Genomic DNA, 22186 nt, shown 5'->3' with positions numbered 1-22186 from the left:
AATTTAGTGCATGAAAACTTGGCGACTAATTCAACCAGTATGACCCATATTAAGCATTATGAATCTCCGCTGGGAGCTCTAGAACTTATTGCTACGGATACACATCTAACCCATGTACTTTTCAGAGAAGCACAAAAAAAGCCTAGCAGGCAATTACAGGAAACGCCTGAAAATTCTCCTATTATTGACGAATGTATCAGACAGTTTAATGCTTATTTTAAAGGCGAACTGAAAGATTTTGACTTACCTTTATTACCAGAAGGTACTGAGTTCCAGAAATTGGTATGGGAAAGCCTGAAAAGTATCCCCTATGGCAAAACCATTTCTTATCTGCAACTGTCACGTATCATCGGCAACGAAAAAGCCATTAGAGCAGTAGGCGTTGCTAATGGCAATAATCCTCTGACCATTATTCTGCCATGCCATAGAGTAATAGGCTCTGATAAAAGCCTAGTTGGCTATGGTGGCGATTTATGGCGAAAAGAATGGCTTTTACGTCACGAAGGCAGTTTGCCGAAGGAAGAACAATTGAGTTTATTTTAATTAATCCAAGCAGTAGAAGGAGCAAAAGCTACAAAAAATAGCAGTAAAACGCTGAACACAACCCTTTACTGCTACCTTACTATAATCGGCTCTCAAAATCTATTTATTACTCATACTTACCACTTTTTTGGTATCAAATGGCATCATTACGGTATCAACTACGTGTGCCACCCCATTACTTTGGTAAATGTCTTTAGTAGTAACTGTGGCAGTCATACCGTTTTCGTCGGTTACTATCAGGTTATCTCCACTCATTGAAAATTTCAACGAACCACCCTGCATTGTTTTTAATGATAAAGTACCGTTATTTCCGTTGATACCTGCCATAATATCATTCGAATCCCATTTACCATCAATTACATGGTATTTTAAAACCTTTGTTAAGGTTGCTTTAGATGGTGTAGCACCAATCTTCATAAAAGCTTCATTAGTAGGCGCAAAAACAGTAAATGGACCTGGTCCTTGAAGCGTTGATACTAGTCCGGCAGATTTAATGGCCGAAACAAGTTTAGTATGCTCTTTAGACTCCATAATGTTGGTAACCACATTTTTATATGAACTCATTTCAGAGCCGCCAACCATAACTTTTGTCTCTTGTGCAAATGTCCCCAATGAAATCAAAGCAGACACTAATAATAATGAGATAGTTTTCATGCTTTTGTTAGTTTTGTGAATATTAATTGTGTGAACCAAACAGGCTCGTTCATATTAGTAAAGAAACTGTTCCAGTAGGAGAAAAGGTGTATTTGCGAAGAATTCCAGTCAAGAAGTAGTAAAATTGCCATCAAGTGTGGGCATTTTTTTCCCCTTTGGCAGAATAAAGGCATAAAAGTATATTATAGTACGTTCATGAGTTGATAAATTACTAAAAAAAGAAAACCCTCCTTATCTGATAATAAAGAGGGTTTTACACCAAAGTAGGAGGTTCAGAATTCTGAACTCCCTACTATTAGATTTTAAACATATTCTCTACGTTGTTTCGCTGCTTCTTGTGACTTACGCTTTTCAGCGGCTGCTTCCAATTCAGCTTTGTTTCCAACGATGATGTTCTGATATCTACGGTTACCTGTTCCGGCAGGAATCAAGTGTCCTACGATAACGTTTTCTTTCAAACCTTCAAGCATATCACGCTTACCTCTTACAGCAGCTTCTGACAATACTTTAGTAGTTTCCTGGAACGATGCCGCAGAGATGAATGATTCAGTACCTAATGAGGCAGTTGTGATACCTTGTAGTGTCGGACGAGAAACGGCCGGCATCGCATCACGTACTTCGATTTGTGCCAAGTCAGCACGTTTCAAACGGCTGTTCTCATCACGCATCTCACGAGCGCTGATGATCTGACCTGGTTTGAATTTATCCGAAGCACCTGCATTCATTACTACTTTCTTATCCATGATCTTGTCGTTAGCCAAACGAACTACCCATTTATCAACCATCTGGTATTCAAGGAACAAAGTATCACCTGAATCTACGATTTCAACTTTTTGCATCATCTGACGGACGATTACCTCGATGTGTTTGTCTGAAATCTTCACCCCTTGTTGACGATAAACGGCTTGTACCTCGTTTACTAAGTACTCTTGAACGGCGGTAGGCCCTTTGATACGTAGAATATCGGCTGGTGTAATGGCGCCATCTGATAGAGGGTCACCTGCTAAAACGAAGTCACCATCCTGTACCAAGATCAGTTTTGATAGAGGTACCATGTATTTCATTTTAACACCGTCTTTTGCTTCTACGAAAATCTCACGGTTACCACGTTTTACCGAACCGTATTGTGTGATACCATCAATTTCAGATACAACTGCTGGATTCGATGGGTTACGAGCCTCAAATAACTCGGTTACACGAGGCAAACCACCCGTAATGTCACGGTTCATATTAATGGCACGAGGGATTTTAGCTAATGCCTGACCTGCTTTAATCTTCTGACCGTTTTCTACAGTCAAACGAGCCATTACAGGTAAGTTATAAGCTTTATCTTCATCTCCACCAACTCTTACAATGATAGCAGGGTTTTTCGAACGGTCTTTCGACTCAATGATTACCTTATCACGGAAACCGGTTTGCTCATCGGCCTCTTCTTTATAAGTGATGTTTTCTTCGATAGCTTCGTACTCAATAGTACCATCTAACTCTGAAAGGATAACGGCGTTAAACTGATCCCAGTGACAAAGAGAATCTCCTTTTTTCACTGTATCTCCATTCTTCACTTCTAAAGTAGCACCATAAGGTACGTTATTAGTAATCAGAATGTTATTTGTTCCTGGCTCAACAATACGAATTTCACCACGACGACCCAATACGATAGTAATCTCATTGCCTTCACGGTCAACAGATGGTACCGTACGCATTTCTTCCAGTTGAATTACCCCACCAAATTTGGCTTTGATGTTGGCTTCAGAAGCAACGTTCTGGGCAGTACCCCCTGTGTGGAACGTACGAAGGGTCAGCTGTGTACCAGGCTCACCGATAGACTGCGAGGCAATTACACCTACAGCTTCTCCGTTGTCTGACATACGACCTGTAGCCAGGTTACGTCCATAACATTTCGAACAAACACCAGTCTGGGTTTCGCAAGTCAATGCTGAACGAATTTCAACCGTTTCGATAGCTGTATCATCAATTTGTGCAGCAATCTCTTCTGTAATCTCCTCACCTGATTTGATAATCAGTTTTTTGGTAAGAGGATCGATGATATCATAAACTGATGTACGACCTAAGATACGCTCTGATAATGGCTCAACGATATCTTCGTTATCTTTTAAGGCAGATACCTGAATACCACGTAGTGTACCACAGTCTACTTCATTTACTACTACGTCTTGTGCAACGTCATGTAAACGACGAGTCAGATAACCCGCATCGGCTGTTTTCAAGGCTGTATCGGCCAAACCTTTACGAGCACCGTGGGTAGAGATAAAGTACTCCAATACGTCAAGACCTTCTTTGAAGTTCGACAAGATTGGGTTTTCGATGATCTCTCCTACTGAACCCTGGATATTCTTCTGTGGTTTCGCCATCAATCCACGCATACCGCCCAACTGACGCACTTGCTCTTGCGAACCACGTGCACCCGAGTGCATCATCATGTAGATTGGGTTGAAACCTTTCTGATCAGCTTCTAATTGTTTCAATAATACCTCACGGATACGTGTGTTTACACGGCCCCAGATATCGATAATCTGGTTGTAACGCTCACGCTCAGTGATGATACCGAACATATAATTATTCTGAACTTCTTCAACTTCTGCTTTCGCATCAGTGATCAGTTTTGTTTTTTCCGGAGGAACGATGATGTTATCCAAACCGATAGACAAACCACCTCTGAAGGCCGTCTGGTATCCTAGTTCTTTAATATCATCCAAGAATTTCGCTGTACGTGCATATCCGGCCTCTTTGAATACGCGACCAATCAACTGTTGAAGTTTTTTCTTAGTCAATAATTCGTCAAGATAACCTACCTCTTCTGGCACACATTGGTTGAAGAGAATACGACCTGCAACTGTATCAACTACTTTATCAACTAATTGACCGTTTTCGTCTTTTACTTTTACACGACATTTAATGTGTGCGTGTTTTGAAATTTTACCCTCATTCAAGGCTATGATTACCTCTTCAGCCGAGTAGAAAGTCATTCCATCACCTGGTACTTTGTCTTCTTCTGTAGATTTACGTCCTTTTGTTACGTAATATAAACCTAACACCATGTCCTGAGAAGGTACCGTGATTGGGGCACCATTAGCAGGGTTAAGGATATTATGAGAAGCCAACATCAGAATAGATGCTTCCATGATTGCCTCCTGACCTAGTGGTACGTGTACCGCCATCTGGTCACCGTCAAAGTCGGCGTTGAAGGCTGTACAAACTAACGGGTGCAATTGGATCGCTTTACCCTCAACCAATTTAGGTTGGAATGCCTGGATACCCAAACGGTGAAGCGTAGGAGCACGGTTTAGCAAAACAGGATGTCCTTTCAATACGTTTTCAAGAATATCCCAAACTACGGCGTCTTTTCTGTCAACGATTTTCTTAGCAGATTTTACTGTTTTCACGATTCCACGCTCAATCAGTTTTCTGATAATAAATGGTTTGAACAACTCAGCAGCCATATCTTTAGGCAAACCACACTCGTGAAGTTTCAATTCAGGGCCTACCACGATAACCGAACGACCAGAGTAGTCGACACGTTTACCCAATAAGTTCTGACGGAAACGACCTTGTTTACCTTTCAACATATCTGAAAGGGATTTCAAAGCACGGTTTCCTTCTGAACGTACGGCGTTTACTTTACGAGAGTTGTCGAATAATGAATCGACAGCCTCTTGCAACATACGTTTTTCGTTACGTAAGATTACCTCTGGTGCTTTGATTTCCAACAAACGTTTCAAACGGTTGTTACGAATAATCACACGACGGTAAAGGTCATTTAAGTCAGAAGTTGCGAAACGACCTCCATCAAGAGGTACAAGCGGACGCAATTCTGGTGGAATAACCGGAACCATGCGGATAACCATCCACTCAGGTTTATTTTCGATACGCGTATTGGCATCACGAAGCGCTTCTACTACTTTCAGACGTTTTAAAGCTTCCGCTTTACGTTGTTGAGAAGTATCAGTAGCTGCCGCGTGGCGTAAATCATAAGAAAGTTCATCTAACTTGATACGAGAAAGCATCATTTCTAATGCTTCTGCACCCATTTTGGCGATAAATTTATTCGGGTCTTTATCGTCAAGCATCTGGTTTTCTCTTGGTAGTTTGTCAACTATGTCAAGATACTCTTCTTCTGTCAGGAAGTCATTGGCAGAGATACCATCTTCGCCTTTGATACCAGGTTGAACAACCACGTAACGTTCGTAGTAAATAATTTGGTCGAGTTTTTTCGACGACATTCCTAACAAATACCCGATTTTGTTTGGTAAACTACGGAAATACCAGATATGTGCTACCGGAACCACCAATTCGATGTGTCCCATGCGTTCGCGACGAACCTTTTTCTCAGTTACCTCAACACCGCAACGATCGCAGATAATACCTTTGTAGCGAATACGTTTGTATTTACCACAGTGGCATTCCCAGTCTTTCACAGGTCCGAAAATACGCTCACAGAACAAACCGCCCATCTCTGGTTTGTAGGTACGGTAGTTGATTGTTTCCGGCTGTGTTACTTCTCCAAACGAGCTCTCCAAGATTGACTCTGGTGAAGCCAAACTAATGGTGATGCTGTTGAAGTCGCTATTAAGTTTTTTATTTTTCTTTAAAGACATTTTCCTTATGATTGATGTGAAAATGATTTTTTAAAATCGTAACCTGTCTCAGCTTCTCAGCCAAGACAGATTTATTAATATTGCTTACTGCAAGGTAATCTCTAATGCTAAGCCTCTCAATTCGTGTACTAATACGTTGAATGACTCAGGGATATTCGCTTTTGGTAAGTTTTCGCCTTTAACGATGGCTTCGTATGCTTTCGCACGACCTACCACGTCATCAGACTTAACTGTCAGGATTTCCTGTAAGATATGTGATGCACCGAATGCTTCCAATGCCCACACCTCCATCTCTCCAAAACGCTGACCACCAAATTGCGCTTTACCACCCAATGGCTGTTGCGTAATGAGTGAGTATGGTCCAATCGAACGGGCGTGCATTTTATCATCAACCAAGTGGCCCAGTTTCATCATATACATGATACCTACCGTTACCTTTTGATCGAATGGCTCACCGCTCAAGCCGTTATATAGTTGTGAACGTCCGAATGGTGGTAATCCTGCTTCTTTCAACTCTGCAGATACTTCTTCTTCAGTAGCACCATCAAAGATTGGAGTAGCATATTTACGACCTAATTTACGACCCGCAAGACCCAATACAACCTCATAAAGCTGTCCGATGTTCATACGAGAAGGTACCCCAAGTGGATTCAATACGATATCCATTGTTGTTCCGTCTGCCAGGAATGGCATATCTTCGTCGCGCACAATACGGGCAACAACCCCTTTGTTTCCGTGACGACCCGCCATTTTATCACCCACTTTCAGTTTACGCTTCTTGGCAATATATACTTTTGCTAATTTCACGATACCTGCAGGTAATTCATCACCCACTTCCAATACGAATCTTTCACGTTTGAAACGACCGATTACTTCACTACGACGAGCTAAGTAATTTTTGCTCAATGCCACGATTAATTTGTTGAGTTCTAAATCGTCAGTCCAACCATCCAGAATCACATCACCTAAAAGGTTTACTTCCTCTGGTACGTTGTATTGACTTTCGTCAACATAATTGTTTTTATCAGGGAATAAGTTGTTAGCAATATTCGAACGGTTGAATTTCATTCCTTTCGATATTAACTCATCTCCGAATTTATGTTTCACACCCACAGTAGTTTTGCCATCAAGCAATTCTACCATTTTATCTAACATTCTTTCACGCAATTCAAGTAAGGCTCTGCTGTGTTTTTTCATCAAAGCTTTTAACTCATCTTTGTGTTTCGAACGTTCTTCTTTACTTGGGCGAGAGAATAATTTTGTATCTATGATCACACCGTCCATTGATGGTGGCGCTTTTTTCGATGCATCTTTTACGTCACCAGCTTTGTCACCAAAGATAGCGCGTAATAGTTTTTCTTCAGGAGTTGGATCTGACTCACCTTTTGGTGTAATCTTACCAATCAGAATATCTCCTTCTTTTACTCTTGTACCTGTGCGAACGATACCGTTTTCATCCAAGTTTTTAACAGTTTCTTCCGAAACGTTCGGAATCTCAGCTGTTAATTCCTCTTCACCACGTTTAGTATCACGTACTTCCAGTTCGTATTCTTCAATGTGAATAGAAGTAAAGATATCTTCACGTACTACTCTTTCAGAGATTACGATCGCATCCTCAAAGTTATATCCTTGCCAAGGCATGAAGGCAACCAAAAGGTTACGACCTAAAGCAAGCTCACCACCTTGTGTAGCATAACCTTCTACCAGAATCTGTCCTTTTTTCACAGCCTGTCCTTTTAATACAATCGGACGGATGTTGATACAGGTATCCTGGTTAGTACGACGATGTTTAATCAATTCATAGGTAGTAAGATTGGTATCGAAGCTAACCAATGTTTGTTCTTTAGTCCAGTTATAACGAACCTTGATTACATTGGCATCTACGAATTCAATCACACCATCTTCTTCTGCTACTACAAGGGTACGAGAGTCACGAGCCAGACGGCCTTCAAGACCAGTACCTACAATCGGAGCTTCAGGACGTAATAATGGTACGGCCTGACGTTGCATGTTTGAACCCATCAAGGCACGGTTGGCATCATCATGCTCAATGAAAGGAATCAACGAGGCGGCAACCGATACAATCTGGTTTGAGGCAATATCCATGTAGTCGATTGAATCTGGCGTTTTCATCGGGAAGTCCCCTTCGTAACGACATTTCAATGTATCTACCAAGAAATTACCATCTTTATCCACGTCTGCTGTCGCCATCGCGATGTTTTTACCATCTTCTTCTTCGGCAGTCAGATAAACCAGTTCGTTGGTTAATTTACCGTTCTCAATTTTCAGGTATGGCGTCTCAATAAAGCCCATACCATTGATTTTGGCATATGTACAAAGCGATGAAATCAAACCAATGTTTGGTCCCTCAGGAGTCTCGATGGTACACAGACGGCCATAGTGCGTATAGTGTACGTCACGAACCTCGAAACCTGCACGCTCACGGCTCAAACCTCCTGGTCCAAGAGCTGACATACGACGTTTGTGCGTAATCTCAGCCAATGGGTTAGTTTGGTCCATGAATTGTGATAGCTGGTTGGTACCAAAGAATGAGTTAATAACCGACGAAAGCGTACGGGCATTAATCAAATCAACTGGTTTGAAATCTTCGTTATCACGAACGTTCATACGTTCTTTGATGGTACGCGCCATACGAGCCAAACCTACACCGAATTGGGCATATAATTGCTCACCTACTGTACGCACACGACGATTTGACAAGTGGTCGATATCATCGACTACCGCCTTGGAGTTAATAAGGCTAATCAAGAACTTAACGATTTCAACAATGTCTTCAGTAGTTAATACCCCTGTTTCCAATGGTGTCGTTAAGCCTAATTTTGTATTGACACGGTAGCGACCTACTTCTCCTAAATCATAACGTTTGTCAGAGAAGAACAAGCCTTGAATAATCTCACGGGCTGTTGCTTCGTCAGGTGCTTCTGTGTTACGTAACTGACGGTAGATTTGCTCAACGGCCTCTTTTTCAGAGTTTGAGCTATCGCGTTGTAACGTATTATAGATTATGTTAAATTCAGATACGTTTGCATCTTCACGGTGTAAAATCACCGATTTTTGCTCTGTATTTAAGATGGTTGTAATATCGCCTTCAGAGATGATAGAGTCACGCTCTAAGATTACCTCGTTACGGTCGATAGAAACCACCTCACCTGTATCCTCGTCCACGAAGTCTTCAGTCCATGTTCTTAGAACACGCGCTGCTAAACGACGGCCAATAGCTTTGGTTAAAGCATCTTTTGTACCCGGAATTTCTTCTGAAAGACCGAACAGGTTTAAGATTTCTTTATCTGAGCCAAAACCAATGGCACGAAGAAGCGTAGTTACAGGGAATTTCTTCTTACGGTCAATGTAAGCATACATGACGTTGTTTACGTCAGTAGAGAATTCAATCCATGAACCCTTCATCGGGATTACACGAGCTGAATACAATTTTGTTCCGTTTGTATGCTTGCTCATAGAGAAGAATACACCCGGTGAACGGTGCAATTGTGATACGATTACACGCTCGGCACCGTTGATAACGAAAGAACCTCTTTCGTTCATATAAGGAATATTCCCTAAGAATACTTCCTGCTCGATTGTTTCGAAATCTTCGTTGTCGGCATCGTTACAAATCAAACGTAATTTGGCTTTTAAAGGCACGGCATACGTCAGACCTCTGTCAATACACTCATCAACTGAGTATTTTGGCGGGTCAATAGTGTAATCAACAAACTCCAACACGTAGTTCTCGCGAGAATCGGCGATTGGGAAGTTTTCAGCAAACACATTGTAAAGCCCTTCTTTTTTGCGGCTTTCGGCTGGTGTGTCAATCTGGAAGAAATCCTGAAACGATCTTACCTGTACATCCAAAAAGTCTGGATATTCTACAGAGGGATGAACCGTTGCAAAACTTTTTCTACCGTTTACTGTAAGACTCAAGGCTTTGAAAGTTTTAAGTTTATAATTTTTTTAACTAGCTGTTAAATGTGAGCGACAAGCAGACCCGTACTCCTGAACAAGAGTCAAATACTTATGCTATAAAACAAGCTGAAAATATATATTTCGTAGTGAAGGAGATGATTGGCCCTGTGCAACTGCCCTACGGAAAAACGGTTGTGTATCGGACAAAAATCTCATGAATGAAAAGCGCTGTTAAAGAGAGTATCGCTAAATAAGGTGCGAAATTACATAATAATAACAGAAGAAACAAATATTTATTATAAAAAAATGTGTATTGTTTGAAATATTTTTGTATTGGGGTGAATTTGAATGCTATTAACCTGTTTGGAAGGCCAGTGAATAAAATTCACCGGCTAAGATAACAAAGGTATTTTTTGCATATTAGGCGGGACTTAAGTCCGGCTCACATATAATCATTCCTTTGTTGTTTTAGACCCCGAATGAATTCGGGGAATCGAGGATTTTGTGAATCCCTTGATTGCTTGCTGCCCTATTCTTCAAAAAACGACCTTAGTATTTCCTCATCCCACAAAAAAGCCTGACCTTTGTGTTTTTTAGGATATAGATATTAGAATAGTATGAAATACCATAGAGTATTAGTCGAAGCCATTGTGTATGCCTTGCAACAGATTTTCATTGAGGGCAGACAGGCCGATAAAGTCATTGAATATGTATTGAAATCGAATAAGAAATGGGGTAGTCGTGATAGAGCCTTCATTGCTGAAAATACCTATGAGATTGTTCGCTGGTGGCGGTTATTGAAATTTGTTACCCAATTATCTGATACTAAAGTAGAGGATGCTGCGCAATTCTGGCAATTGTTTGCTGCGTGGCGTGTTTTGCAAGGAGATAAATTACCTGACTGGCAGGAGTTTTCTAAAGTCAATGCCAAACAGGTATTAGTCCGATTAGAAGAAGCGCAGCAAATAAGAAAAGTAAAAGAATCAGTACCGGATTGGTTGGATACTATTGGCGAACAGGAATTAGGCGAAGAATGGAATGCTGAACTGCAAGCCATGAATAAGCAAGCTCCTGTTGTTCTACGCACTAATACACTTAAAACCAATCAGAATGATTTACGCAAAAAGTTTCATGAGATTGGGATTGAGACTGATACTCTACCGAGTGTCAGCGATGCTTTGGTTTTACAAAAAAGAGCCAATGTATTCTCAACTGAAGCTTTTAAAAACGGGCTTTTTGAAGTGCAGGATGCCGGAAGTCAGTTGATTGCGCCTTTTCTGGAAGTACAACCTGGTATGCGGGTAATTGATGCCTGTGCAGGTGCCGGAGGCAAAACACTACACCTGGCAACTTTGATGGAAAACAAAGGAAGAATCATAGCGATGGATGTAGAAGAGTATAAACTACAGGAATTACAAAGACGTGCCCGACGGAATGGCATAGGCAATGTAGAAACTAAACTAATAGAGGCCAAAACCATTAAAAGATTAAAAGAAAGTGCCGACCGCTTGTTATTAGATGTACCCTGTTCGGGTTTAGGTGTATTAAGGCGAAATCCGGATGCTAAATGGAAATTGAAGCCTGAGTTTTTAGAGAATATCAAAAAAACACAGCATGAGATAATTACCAATTATTCAAAAATGTTGAAACATGGAGGTAAAATGGTTTATGCCACTTGTAGTATTCTGCCTTCGGAGAGCGAAGAACAGGTAAAGAAATTTCTTAACCAAAATCCTGAGTACACGCTTATAAAAGAGCAACGCACCTCTCCTGCTGCTGATGGTTTTGATGGGTTTTATATGGCATTAATTGAGAGGAAGTAGATGTATCACGATTTTCCAAATCGTACAAAATTAAAAAGGAGTAGCATTGATATACATCAGTGTTACTCCTTTTAGCTTAATGAATTTATTTCTTAGTATATACTATCAATTAGATACTCTTCTTTTTAGAAGCGGCGCTTTTGCCAGTGTTTAGCAATTGATCAGCTTCTGTATATCCTAAAATTGATTTTACTACCTTGCCATTATTAGGGTCAATAAAGAACAGTGTCGGGTAACCTCTCACTTCGTAGATACTCGATAATCTCATTCCTTCGTCGCTTTCCATATCTATGGCAGCATTCACAAAGTTCTGGTTGAAATACTCTCCTAATTGTTTATCAGGGAATACTCTTGCCTGAAGCATCTTACATGGGCCGCACCAGGTTGTGTAAGCATCCATGAAAATAAGTTTTTTCTCAGCCTTAGCTTTTTTGATTAATTCTTTCCAGGAAGTTTTTTCTTCGAATTTGATTCCCGATGTTGAAGAGGCGTGTTGAGCAAAGGTTGACAAACTAAGTAATAGTCCAAGGGTAGTAACCAATAATTTTTTGTTCATTTTCAAGAAAAGATTTGAATTTTACACAAGATTAACGATAAAACTTTGGCTTTTAGTTTCTTAGTCAGAAAATAAAGCAAATTTTACACCAAAGTAGGCGTGCCAATTATCAAATATTCCTTTGAGATATGCTTACACTATCCGAAATTTAAGCCTGCAAATGCATACCACTATGAAAAAACTCTTTCTTCTCTTTTTACTCTCTTATACCTCTTTTGCCCAATCGAATCAAACTAAAATTGATTCGGTAAGGGTATTGCTTGAAAAGGCTTTTAGTGAGCAAAACTCTGCTAAAATTTATGAATTGGTGGGAGAATCTTTCCGAAGTCAGTTGTCTGAATCTCAAATCAAACAGGTGACCTTGAGTCTCTATGCGCAATTAGGTGCATGGAAATCTTCTGAGTTTCTAAAAAACACAGATGGCGTAGCCAACTATAAAGGGATATTTGAAAAAGCCAATCAGAATATTTATCTGAGCCTGGATAAACAGGGAAAAATATATACAATGCTTTTTCAGCCTTTTATGGGCGATAAACCTAAAAAAGACTCTCCTGTAGCCACGGATAATCAAATGGCTTCTGCTTTAGATATAAGAGTAGATAGTGTGATCAGACCTTATATTCAGTTAAAACACACGGTTGGTCTTGCGGTGGCCATTATCAAAGATGGTAAAATATATACCTATAACTATGGCGAAACCAAACAGGGTAACAAACAATTACCAAACCCTGATAAAACTTTGTTTGAAATTGGCTCAATCAGCAAAACCTTTACAGCTACCATCTTAGCTGATGAAGTAGTAAAAGGTAAAATGTCTCTTGACGACCCTATCAACAAATACCTGCCCGATTCTATCGGAAAAATGGCTTATAAAGACGTGCCTATTACCCTTAAAACTTTATCTAATCATACTTCGGGTTTCCCTCGTCTACCAATAAATCTTTATAAAAAAGGTGACCCTGTTGATGATCCTTATAAGAACTATGACGAGCAGCGAATGTTTACTTATCTCAAAAACTTTAAGCCTTATCGTGAAGTAGGTGTTAATTACGAATACTCTAACTTTGCCGTTGGTCTTTTGGGACATATATTAGCTTTACAGAATCATACTTCCTATGAAAAGCTATTGAAAGAGCGTATTACCAAACCTTTGAAGATGAATCATACTTTTATTACTATAAGTCCTGAGCAAGCGCCAAATTTTGCACAAGGTTATAATGAGAAAAGCGAACCTGTATCTGCCTGGGCTTTGAATACGCTGGAAGGAGCAGGGGCAATACGTTCTACGGTGAATGATATGGTAAAATATGTGGAAGCGAATATAGGTAAAGCTCCTGAAAAACTCCAAAAAGCCATTGATTTAACGCATCAGATTACATTTGAAAAAGGCCAAAATATTGTTGGTTTAGGCTGGCATTTAGTTAAAAGGAAAAACATTACTATTTACCAACACTCAGGTGGCACGGGTGGGTTCAGAAGTTTCTCAGGTTTCGACCCTAGTAGAAAAGTTGGAGTGGTGATTTTATCTAATTCAGCAGAGGAGGCTTCGCTGATTGGGTTGGAATTATTAAAGTAAAACTAAATTTATGATGATACCAGAAAGTAAATATCAGGAATTTATAGAAAATTTAGTACAAATGGCATTAGGGTCATTATGGCATACTACCAAAGACTATTCAGAAATCTATGAAGAAAGAATAGAATTATTTTTTATTATACTAAGACGTTTAATAGAAGAGGGGCGTATTCGTCTTGCCAAAAACGGGGAGTTTTTAATAGGTACAATAGATGACCAGATTGAACTTTTCAAAAATGCGTTTCCTACTGAGAAACGAATGAGAGAAATTGATTCTTATTGGTGGTTTATGGACGATTGTCCTGCTGGTAGTGTTTGGATTATTGATAGAGAAATAGATGGCTTTACAACTCCCACAGGTGATGGTAAACACTATTATTGGGCTTAAATAAAAAGCTAAAGAATTTATACTTTCATTGAACAATTAAGATTGTAAGCCAAAACCTCTGATAAACCATTTATGAAATATAAATACTTGCTATTACTACTTAGTCTGACAAGCTGTGAATTTAATGATACACAATCATTTAACATAAGCACCAAAACTGATACAACTATCAATGTTAAGCGAAAAATACCACATAAAAGTAAAATGGGTGTTACAATAAAAGGAGAACTTGAAGATGATTGTATATTAATTCTTAAAGAAGGTAAAAAGCCCGATAGCTTGGTCGTACAGCTTACCTATATATTAGAAAAGGGAATTATTAACAAGACCTATGGAAGTTCTGATATATATATGCTGATTGGGGTGATATAGTTTTTAAGCATCAGAATAATACTAAAGGTAATCTGAAATTTGAGGTAAAGTTTTAATTAAATGAGATTTTTAATCATTTTAATAATAGTGTGTTTAAACTGGGCATGTAATAAAGGTCCTGTCGTGAGAGCTATAGAAATAGATGCTTCAAAAGATACTGCTTTAATTATAGCAAAAAGAGGCGGTTTTGATTCAGCTGGTCTTAAAATTAGTGGAACTATTGATGGAGATGCTTTAATTCGTATGCAGCATCCTGATGAACGTAATTTTAACCTGCATAAAGACCTTATCTTAACAAAAGGATATAATAATAGTAAGCAAGGCTTAACTAATCTTTATGATGGAACTTTCAAAATAGTTTACTATCACAAAAACGTCAATAAGGGGAAGTTGAAATTAGTTGTCAATTTCTAATCAATGCTGATGACCCGCACTATGGCAAGCTCTTTTGTGATAGTGGTAGTTCAACCCATAAGCAGCCGCCATTAATAAACCGCCTGTTACGTTGAAAAACATTTCGTAAACTTGTGGTACAAAGAAGATACCTAAGACATTGAAGAGTAAGGCAATAATAAGAAGCTTAAGCGGGGTAGAATTGTGGTGATTTTTATAATCTTTTCTCAATAAGAAAATAGCTAAACCTGCGCTGATACCAATCAGAAGAATTTCGGATTGTTCGCTGATAGCATTCTTGCTTAAATAAGGCAATGAAGTAAGAATGAATGGCATAGCCAGACAATGCACTGTGCAAAGTATAGACAGCCACAGACCTACTTTATTGAGATTATGATAATGAGTGAATATTTTTCGCATAAGAATGAAAAAATGTGTCACCAAGTGATTGAATCACCGAAACCGTGACACAAATATACAACTATTATGCAACATCATTGCAAATATTTTAGTTCATTCCGAAAAATATAATTGATGGCTTAAGGCTGAACCCCCAGTTTTATCAGATTATTGCGGGCATCTACATAATTCGGGTTACGCTTCATTACTTCTTTTAAGTCTCTGATAGCCCCGTCCGTATCACCTAAACTATAACGTGCTACTGCTCTGTCATTATAGGCCGTATCTACCGACATTCCCAAGTCTATCATGCGCGTATAATCATTATAAGCTTCTTTAAACTTATTGGCTTTCAGATTGGCAAAGGCACGCATACCCAGATAAGCCGTTTTGTTTTCGCCTTTGTCCATAGCTGTTGTAAAATCGCTGGCAGCCTGTTCAAAGTTTCCAGCATCCCGGTTTGCGATACCACGGTTATAGTAAGCCACAAATTTGCGATGCTCCGGCGATTTATCAATACTTTTCTGGTAGAAATCTAACGCTTTTTTATAATCGCCTTTCAGGTAATAAGCATTGGCTAATGCCCCCATTAAAGCATACGATTCTACACCTTTTGAAAGTGCGTACTCCCCATATAGCAATACATTATTGATTTCGCCTGAACGGCCATAATGGTTTGCCAGGTTTTCGTTCACTACCGGTGAGGTTGGCTCGTATTTATAAGAATTGGCAAATAAGGTACCTGTGTCTTTATAAGTCAATGTCTGCTTGTATGTGAGATAGATGAAGATGAGTGCTACTACAGCACTTCCTCCTAATATCAGATTCTTGGATTTTACCTTTTGATTTAAGTAGTAGAACACCAGGAATATCCCTCCAAAATAGGGAATATAAGAATAACGCTCTGCTAAAATTGCGCCCCCTACCGATAAGAATTGGAGTACCAAAAGTATGGTAAAGAAGAAAAAGAAAATGCCAAAGAATACTGCCTTCTGACGTTTATAAGCAAATACTCCCAAGCCCAAAATAATCAATGCCCAGATAGGTGCTGTAATAAACTGAACGGCATTATAATCGCCAGTGCCGGGATAGCTATAGAAGTTATGCTGATTAATAGGTACGAACATTTTAAAGATATACACCAGAAATCCGTAGAAACCGAATTTCAGTTTGGTACCCATATCAAATACATTGGCAATGGCCACATCGGCAGTCATTTTCTCAATTCTTCCGCCCAGGTTACCACCTCCTTGTATATGCACTGCCAAAGCACCAAATATCAAGGCAACAACAAAAAACGGAATTTTTGAAGTAATATTTTTAACCGTGATGAATCCTCTATCGAACCAATAATCTAGTAACAATAACACCAACGGTAGCACTACCGCCATCGCTTTAGATAAACAAGAGAGCACAAAGAAAACAAAGCAATAAATATAGTATTTGCGTTGGTTTTGCTCCAGATACTTTACATACTGAATACAGGCCAGAAAGAAAAACAAAGTATATAATACGTCTTTACGCTCTGATACCCAGGTAACTGATTCTACGTGCATCGGGTGGATACCCCAGAACAAGGCTACCAGAAAACTAACCAGCATATTATCTTTAGTAAGCTGACGCGTAAACTTGAAAATCAATAAAGTATTGGCTAAGTGAATGAGTGTATTGACTACGATAAAAGAACCTGCTGCTTTCCCAAATAAAGCTGAATTCAGCCATAAAGAGGCCATGGTCAATGGGTGGTAGTTCAGGGCACTTTCAACACCTAAGAGACGAATCAGGTTGGCAAAAGTAGGATTTTGCACCATGATGTTTTCTGTTACATACATATTATCATCCCAAAGCACAAAATCATTTGAGAATCCTCCCCAGAAGGCTATTAATACTGCTATTGCAATAATGATAGATGCTACAATCGGATTCAATGTAAAGCCATCACCAGGTGATTGATTCGGAAGAGTTGCCGTAGCTTGATTTGGTTTTGTTGACGGGGTTGGAGTACTAGGTCTAGGTTTTTGTTTATTCTTAGCCATGATAAATACTAATTGGAATCTCGTATTGGTTACCAAAGTAACGAAGATAGCAATTTCTTTGCCAATTCTACAAAACAAAATTGGTGGGCATTGTAACAATACCCACCAGTTTATAATTAAAATCCTTCTTTTTCTGCTTCGGCTTTCTTCTTGGTTTCTTCCTTTTTCTGCGTTTCGTCTTTCGGTACTTGCGCCAGTTTTTTAGGGTCTGTTTTCTTCTTGGCTGTTTCTTTGATACCTCTATAAGTTTCAAGGAACACTTTTCTGAAAAGAATAGCCTCTGAGTAGTCAACGGCAATTACCTGATAACTCTTGTCTTTTTTCTTCTCGCCTTTGGTTACCAAAGCATTGAAGGCATCATCAGAAGAGATAATCCCCATCTCCCCTTCTTTATAACCGAAATAGTACCAGTTTTCTCCTGAGATTTCCAGAAAGATATACATTTCATCGCCACCCACTGGGTTTTTACGAATCTCAACGTAGCCATCTACCATGGCATTGATGTCTGTTTCGCCAATGTTTGAAATACCCAGTTTTCCAACACTTCTGTAGGCATTCTGTTTAGGTTCCCATTGCAGTTTAAGATTACTGAATACCATTGTATTGATGAACTTAGGCGAGAATTTAAATAATGGCACATATTCTTTCGCCGAACGCATCTTGTAATCTTCAATATCTTTATCACCTACAATATGTCCGATTTTCGAGATTAACTCAGGTGAGTTCAATTCTATGGCAGCCTCATTTACGCCTGCATCCAGGTTAGTTTTCACAATCTTGGTAGCCATATTAGCCAGAATAGGTTGTGCAACCGGGAAGTTTACCTGCATCAGGGTATTAAACTCATGCTTAGCGGTATCTAAGCGTAATTTGGCAAAACCTGCCGTTTGCAGATATTGGGCAAGGTCTGGGCTGAGCAAGTTAAATTTACCTTCGAGATTAATTATTCCCTTATCTTCTATCAACTCATATTTATTGCTGATTGACGCTTTTTCACCATCCGGCTTAATGCTGAATAGTTTATTAGGTTCATCGCGGCGTAGCACTCCATTAGTAATGAAAACATCCTGGTCTTCATCTGTTTCTTTAGCAGAAAGGAATGTTGGATACAAGCCATTGCTGGTCGCCGTAGTTCTGAAATGCAGACCTGCAAAAAGCAATGATTCATTGCTTTTCAGATTCTTATCTACAGGAATTGCAACCTCTTCTGATTTATCGCCTTTATAAGGAATCCAATAACCACCCAATTTTGGATATTTTTTCAATACCGGCAATACAAATCCATCCAGACTTAAATTCTTGACAGGCGCCGACATAGCTATTTCTCCCTGATAAATGATTTTTGGTGATAAATACAAACTATCTCTTTCTTTAACCGTTGCATGAGCAAAGGTTGAGACACCTTTTTCTTTGGTTTTCTTGCCATCCGTACCTGTAATCAGGTTCACCTCTCTCAACTCAAAATCGCCCATTTTGATGTTGAATGTATCTTTCTTCACATTTACAAACTGGTAAGAGGCGTCACCGGTAAACTTGTTTTTAGAGACAATCTGAATATTACCATTGCGCAAATTATGATAAGCATTCAAGGTGTCTATTGTTAAACGGGCATTTTTGAAAGGAAGCATTTCTGCATTTCCGCGAATAGCCACCTGTCCTTTATCTGGAAGAATCTTGGCATCAGCTGACCTGATGAAAGGCACACCGCCAATATTGAAAGTCAGTTGCTCAATATCATACATGGCTGAACTACCATTAAATGCCAGTCCTTCTTGTGCTGTATTGGTTGAGGTAAATACCGAGGTAGCTACATCGCCTTTCATACTGATTTGCTTTTTCTTGATATTCCACTCAGCGCGGTCTATATTGGTTTTATAGGCAGCATACGGAAATTCGAAAGACGATTGTTGGGTGCTATCGTTGAAATTGCCTTCGTTGGTGGCAATGTTCACAATGCTTGTATTCACGTTGAAGTTCACATTTACGTTTCTACCTAAAAGCACTGATTTTGACGCCGCCGTTAACGATTTGATACTAAATTGAGACTTATCAGCAATAAAGCCTTCTTTATTAAATTTAAACTGGTCAGATCCCGTTTCAGAATCTGTACGAATCAATTGACCTAAACCGAATAACCCGCCTTTACGCACTAATACTCTTCCTTTTAACAGAGATGAACCTGCATAGAAATTGAATCCTTCTCTGGATGCAATCAGCATCGAATCAGCTTTTGGAATCCATTTTAAGGTATAGTCTTTGATTTCTACTTGCGGAAAATAAGCCGCTCCTGCCTTGTTGGTTTCAATCACTTTTCCTTGTTCTCCTTTAGCTAATAAAGAATCGGTAGAGAAGAAGATTTCTTTGGCAGTAAGAGTTGCGGCTAAGTGCTTAATGTCTCCTTCAGTATGTAAGCCGCTGCCATCCATCACGAGCGGCGAAGCAAATTTAATTGAGGTTTCGTTGCCGAATACAGGATAGGTTCCGGTAGGTGCTTTATGAGAAAAACCAATCGTTGTATCTGGCATGATACGCAGTTTTTCTTTGAAAGGCTTAAATATAGTACCCGAGAAGAACGTTCCGGCAAACTCCATGTCTCTCACGTTCAAGCTATCGAAATCAATCTTAGGTACTTCAAAGCGTACTTCTTTGTTATAAGCTTTTTTGCCTCTGAAATCGTCGTCGAAATACACAATAGTACCTTTGTCTATTTTCAGCATTGGGTATTGTGGTAGCGATTGTTTCCCAGATTTATTGTCAGGTTTATTCAGATACAATACTCCCGGATTATCATACTTGATTCGTCCACCTATTTCTCTTCTTCCGCCTTTAGCATAAACTGCCGGAGGGGTAAAGGTAATTGAGTCTATTTTAGGCAAGGTAAGCATATACTTTTCGTAATCGAACACTAACTCTTGTCCTGAGAAACGATAATTTTTGGCTTTGAACTGCCCGTTGAAAGTAAAGGTTCTGTTTTTGCCGATTTTAATGATTTTATCATAAGGCGCTATAAAAGCCCTTAAAGAGTCGCTTAGATTGAAGCGCTTGATTCCTCTGATTACCAGACTCTTATCGCTCAGATTCAAGGTAGCATTGGCCGTTGAGTCTTTGCTGGTACCATAAATAGAAGGGATTAATATTTCATCAAAATCTTTTTTGCCTGTATTGGCTAATATGTAATGTTGACCTTTAGGGGTTATATTATAGAGGTCGGTAGTTGGGTTATAATAAATAAAGCCCTGTTGTACCGCCACCATCAAGCCTGACTTCAGGACTTGTGGCGTTATTCTGTTATTATTGAACGCCGCAACATCGTCCACACTAAAAACAGGCTTATTATTCTTTTGAGCGAAGTTTGAAGCCACAACCAAAGGATTAAACCCTCCGCCATTGTTCAAACCTTTCAATCTATCAGCATCGAAGAAGTCTAAAGACTCAAATACAGCCGGAATCTGCGTTCTGCCTGATACAATATAGAAATCCATTTTACCCTCAACCAGGCTCCAGCGCATGGCATCACATTTAATGCTCATCTGGTGGTAGCTGTCAGTGAAAGTAGCATCTTTAAATCCACCTGCATCTACTTTATTCAATCTTAAAACACCATCAGCAGGTATGTAATGCAATTTGATAGCTGGGTGATAGATTGAATCTTGCCCAATATAAGTTACAAAGCTAGCCGTCTGTGCACTGATAAAAGCATCGTTGATTTCGAAACGGGTACTGGTAGTTCTAAAAGCAACCTTACCCTCTTGTTTTACAGTGATATTAGAATAACCGTTTTGCACCGAAGAGGAGAAAATACGCTTGCCTATGATAGAAAAACCACCTTTGTATTCAATACTCTTGTCAATATTTTTAATGAAAGCATCACTCTGGTATGACATAAAGCGCGGATAACTAGCCTGTGCATTTTTTGCACGTTTTTCTCCTTTAAATTCTAATATACCTTTAATAGGAGCAGTCAGACGTTCAGCATAAGTAAGGGTAACATCTTCGCCCACAAAACGTGGGTTACGGATTTCGAATGTATAATCACCTAATACCGCTGATATTTGTGGTAAGCCTAGGTTTTCCCAGGTTATAGTTCCACCTTTACCTACAAAAGTTCCCTCTTTCAAGGCAATTGCTCCTGAGGTTTTAGCAATCGTAGCTGAATCGCTGGCGGTTGCCATAATCAGGTCTACATTATTCAATTCTATAACTACGCCTCCTAAAACAGGCATCGGCTTCTTTACAATCGTTTCCAGTGCTTGAACGGCATTCGGTATCTCGGTTGTATTGGGCGTATCCCAACTATCTAATACTTTTGAGGTTTCAGCGGGAGCGGGTGTGGTGCCGTTCGCAGCAGGTTGTTGGGCAGGTGCAGTTTCAGGAGTTTTGTTATCCAAAAATTTGAAATCAAAAGTACCTCCTAAGGCATATAAACGGTTAAAGCCTGAAGCGTAAACCCTTCTTTTTTCCAGAAAATCTTTAATAGTCTCAAAAATCCGGGTAGCTGTTTTTAAATCATAAAGTTCCACCGATTTTTGATTCATGCTTAAGAAATTGTCCAGTTTGGCATCATCGTACTTTTCCTGGTCAATTACCTTATCTATAATCAAAAAGAAATAATAAAACTGAGCCATTTTATGGCCTTTGGTACCCATTTTCTTGGCCGTATTCATCAGAATAGTTTTCTGATTTGCACTAAAACGGCTTGTCCAGTACGACTCAAATTTATTGCCCATCGCAATGGCTATGGCGTTATTATCTGTCGCCATTACTGTTTTTATCTCGCTGATAAAGGTTTGCGGATTATCCGATAACCTGATTGACTGTGCTTTTGCAGAAAATGACAAAAGAATCCCACAACAGAAGATGATAGAAAGATGCCGCATAAGTGAAGGAGCAGCGAGTATTTCGCCTT

Annotated in this window: 14 protein-coding genes; 7 read left to right on the top strand and 7 right to left on the bottom strand. The window is 39.4% G+C overall.

Features of this window, described 5'->3' with window-relative positions:
- Positions 1-39 precede the first annotated feature (39 nt).
- Positions 40-543 (top strand): methylated-DNA--[protein]-cysteine S-methyltransferase, encoded by a 504-nt coding sequence (locus ACYVFA_RS07895; protein WP_460471270.1) that lies wholly within the window; start codon positions 40-42, stop codon positions 541-543.
- Positions 544-642: 99 nt separating this feature from the next.
- On the opposite strand, the gene ACYVFA_RS07890 is transcribed toward ACYVFA_RS07895, so the two are convergent.
- The 3 genes from ACYVFA_RS07890 to rpoB all read right to left on the bottom strand — a co-directional run bounded on the left by ACYVFA_RS07890 (position 643) and on the right by rpoB (position 9755).
- A complete protein-coding gene (locus ACYVFA_RS07890) occupies positions 643-1197 on the bottom strand; it encodes a fasciclin domain-containing protein (RefSeq protein ID WP_460471269.1) in 555 nt (184 codons plus the stop codon).
- Positions 1198-1499: 302 nt separating this feature from the next.
- Positions 1500-5813 carry a DNA-directed RNA polymerase subunit beta' gene (gene rpoC, locus ACYVFA_RS07885; RefSeq protein WP_460471268.1) on the bottom strand — a complete coding sequence of 1438 codons (4314 nt, stop codon included), beginning with the start codon at positions 5811-5813 and terminating at the stop codon, positions 1500-1502.
- A gap of 84 nt (positions 5814-5897) precedes the next feature.
- Entirely contained in the window at positions 5898-9755 is a 3858-nt protein-coding gene (rpoB, locus tag ACYVFA_RS07880; protein ID WP_460471267.1) for a DNA-directed RNA polymerase subunit beta, read from the bottom strand.
- A gap of 47 nt (positions 9756-9802) precedes the next feature.
- Between rpoB and ACYVFA_RS07875 the strand changes: the two genes are divergently transcribed.
- On the top strand, positions 9803-9955 hold the full coding sequence (locus tag ACYVFA_RS07875) for a hypothetical protein (RefSeq protein ID WP_460471266.1): 153 nt from the start codon (positions 9803-9805) through the stop codon (positions 9953-9955).
- A 399-nt stretch (positions 9956-10354) separates the two neighbouring features.
- A complete protein-coding gene (locus ACYVFA_RS07870) occupies positions 10355-11560 on the top strand; it encodes an RsmB/NOP family class I SAM-dependent RNA methyltransferase (RefSeq protein WP_460471265.1) in 1206 nt (401 codons plus the stop codon).
- Positions 11561-11669: 109 nt separating this feature from the next.
- On the opposite strand, the gene ACYVFA_RS07865 is transcribed toward ACYVFA_RS07870, so the two are convergent.
- Positions 11670-12116 (bottom strand): thioredoxin family protein, encoded by a 447-nt coding sequence (locus tag ACYVFA_RS07865; RefSeq protein ID WP_460471264.1) that lies wholly within the window; start codon positions 12114-12116, stop codon positions 11670-11672.
- A gap of 172 nt (positions 12117-12288) precedes the next feature.
- On the opposite strand from ACYVFA_RS07865, the gene ACYVFA_RS07860 reads away from it, so the two are divergent.
- The 4 genes from ACYVFA_RS07860 to ACYVFA_RS07845 all read left to right on the top strand — a co-directional run bounded on the left by ACYVFA_RS07860 (position 12289) and on the right by ACYVFA_RS07845 (position 14866).
- Positions 12289-13692, top strand: coding sequence for a serine hydrolase (locus tag ACYVFA_RS07860; protein ID WP_460471263.1), 1404 nt, complete (start codon positions 12289-12291; stop codon positions 13690-13692).
- Positions 13693-13702: 10 nt separating this feature from the next.
- Positions 13703-14080, top strand: a complete 378-nt coding sequence (locus ACYVFA_RS07855; protein ID WP_460471262.1) for a DUF596 domain-containing protein — start codon at positions 13703-13705, stop codon at positions 14078-14080.
- A 72-nt stretch (positions 14081-14152) separates the two neighbouring features.
- Entirely contained in the window at positions 14153-14452 is a 300-nt protein-coding gene (locus ACYVFA_RS07850; protein WP_460471261.1) for a hypothetical protein, read from the top strand.
- Positions 14453-14512: 60 nt separating this feature from the next.
- Complete coding sequence (locus ACYVFA_RS07845; protein WP_460471260.1) at positions 14513-14866, top strand: hypothetical protein; 354 nt, start codon at positions 14513-14515, stop codon at positions 14864-14866.
- Here the strand turns inward: ACYVFA_RS07845 and ACYVFA_RS07840 are convergent, their stop codons facing one another.
- The 3 genes from ACYVFA_RS07840 to ACYVFA_RS07830 form a co-directional block, all read right to left on the bottom strand.
- Positions 14867-15265: a MerC domain-containing protein gene (locus ACYVFA_RS07840; RefSeq protein WP_460471259.1), complete on the bottom strand. Its 399-nt coding sequence runs from the start codon at positions 15263-15265 to the stop codon at positions 14867-14869.
- Between the two features lie 119 nt (positions 15266-15384).
- Positions 15385-17280 (bottom strand): tetratricopeptide repeat protein, encoded by a 1896-nt coding sequence (locus ACYVFA_RS07835; RefSeq protein WP_460471258.1) that lies wholly within the window; start codon positions 17278-17280, stop codon positions 15385-15387.
- Positions 17281-17396: 116 nt separating this feature from the next.
- Positions 17397-22157 carry a hypothetical protein gene (locus ACYVFA_RS07830; RefSeq protein WP_460471257.1) on the bottom strand — a complete coding sequence of 1587 codons (4761 nt, stop codon included), beginning with the start codon at positions 22155-22157 and terminating at the stop codon, positions 17397-17399.
- Positions 22158-22186: the final 29 nt, after the last annotated feature.

It is taken from the genome of Emticicia fontis (assembly GCF_054779675.1).
This window is presented reverse-complemented; position numbering and strand designations above follow the sequence as displayed.

What these genes read in the sequence shown, in the direction of transcription:
- ACYVFA_RS07895 (WP_460471270.1), top strand. Translation starts at nt 40, where the DNA reads ATGACCCATATTAAGCATTATGAATCTCCGCTGGGAGCTCTAGAACTT.
- ACYVFA_RS07890 (WP_460471269.1), bottom strand. Translation starts at nt 1,197, where the DNA reads ATGAAAACTATCTCATTATTATTAGTGTCTGCTTTGATTTCATTGGGG.
- ACYVFA_RS07870 (WP_460471265.1), top strand. Translation starts at nt 10,355, where the DNA reads ATGAAATACCATAGAGTATTAGTCGAAGCCATTGTGTATGCCTTGCAA.
- ACYVFA_RS07830 (WP_460471257.1), bottom strand. Translation starts at nt 22,157, where the DNA reads ATGCGGCATCTTTCTATCATCTTCTGTTGTGGGATTCTTTTGTCATTT.
- ACYVFA_RS07835 (WP_460471258.1), bottom strand. Translation starts at nt 17,280, where the DNA reads ATGGCTAAGAATAAACAAAAACCTAGACCTAGTACTCCAACCCCGTCA.
- ACYVFA_RS07860 (WP_460471263.1), top strand. Translation starts at nt 12,289, where the DNA reads ATGAAAAAACTCTTTCTTCTCTTTTTACTCTCTTATACCTCTTTTGCC.
- ACYVFA_RS07855 (WP_460471262.1), top strand. Translation starts at nt 13,703, where the DNA reads ATGATGATACCAGAAAGTAAATATCAGGAATTTATAGAAAATTTAGTA.
- ACYVFA_RS07840 (WP_460471259.1), bottom strand. Translation starts at nt 15,265, where the DNA reads ATGCGAAAAATATTCACTCATTATCATAATCTCAATAAAGTAGGTCTG.
- ACYVFA_RS07865 (WP_460471264.1), bottom strand. Translation starts at nt 12,116, where the DNA reads ATGAACAAAAAATTATTGGTTACTACCCTTGGACTATTACTTAGTTTG.
- rpoC (WP_460471268.1), bottom strand. Translation starts at nt 5,813, where the DNA reads ATGTCTTTAAAGAAAAATAAAAAACTTAATAGCGACTTCAACAGCATC.
- ACYVFA_RS07850 (WP_460471261.1), top strand. Translation starts at nt 14,153, where the DNA reads ATGAAATATAAATACTTGCTATTACTACTTAGTCTGACAAGCTGTGAA.
- ACYVFA_RS07845 (WP_460471260.1), top strand. Translation starts at nt 14,513, where the DNA reads ATGAGATTTTTAATCATTTTAATAATAGTGTGTTTAAACTGGGCATGT.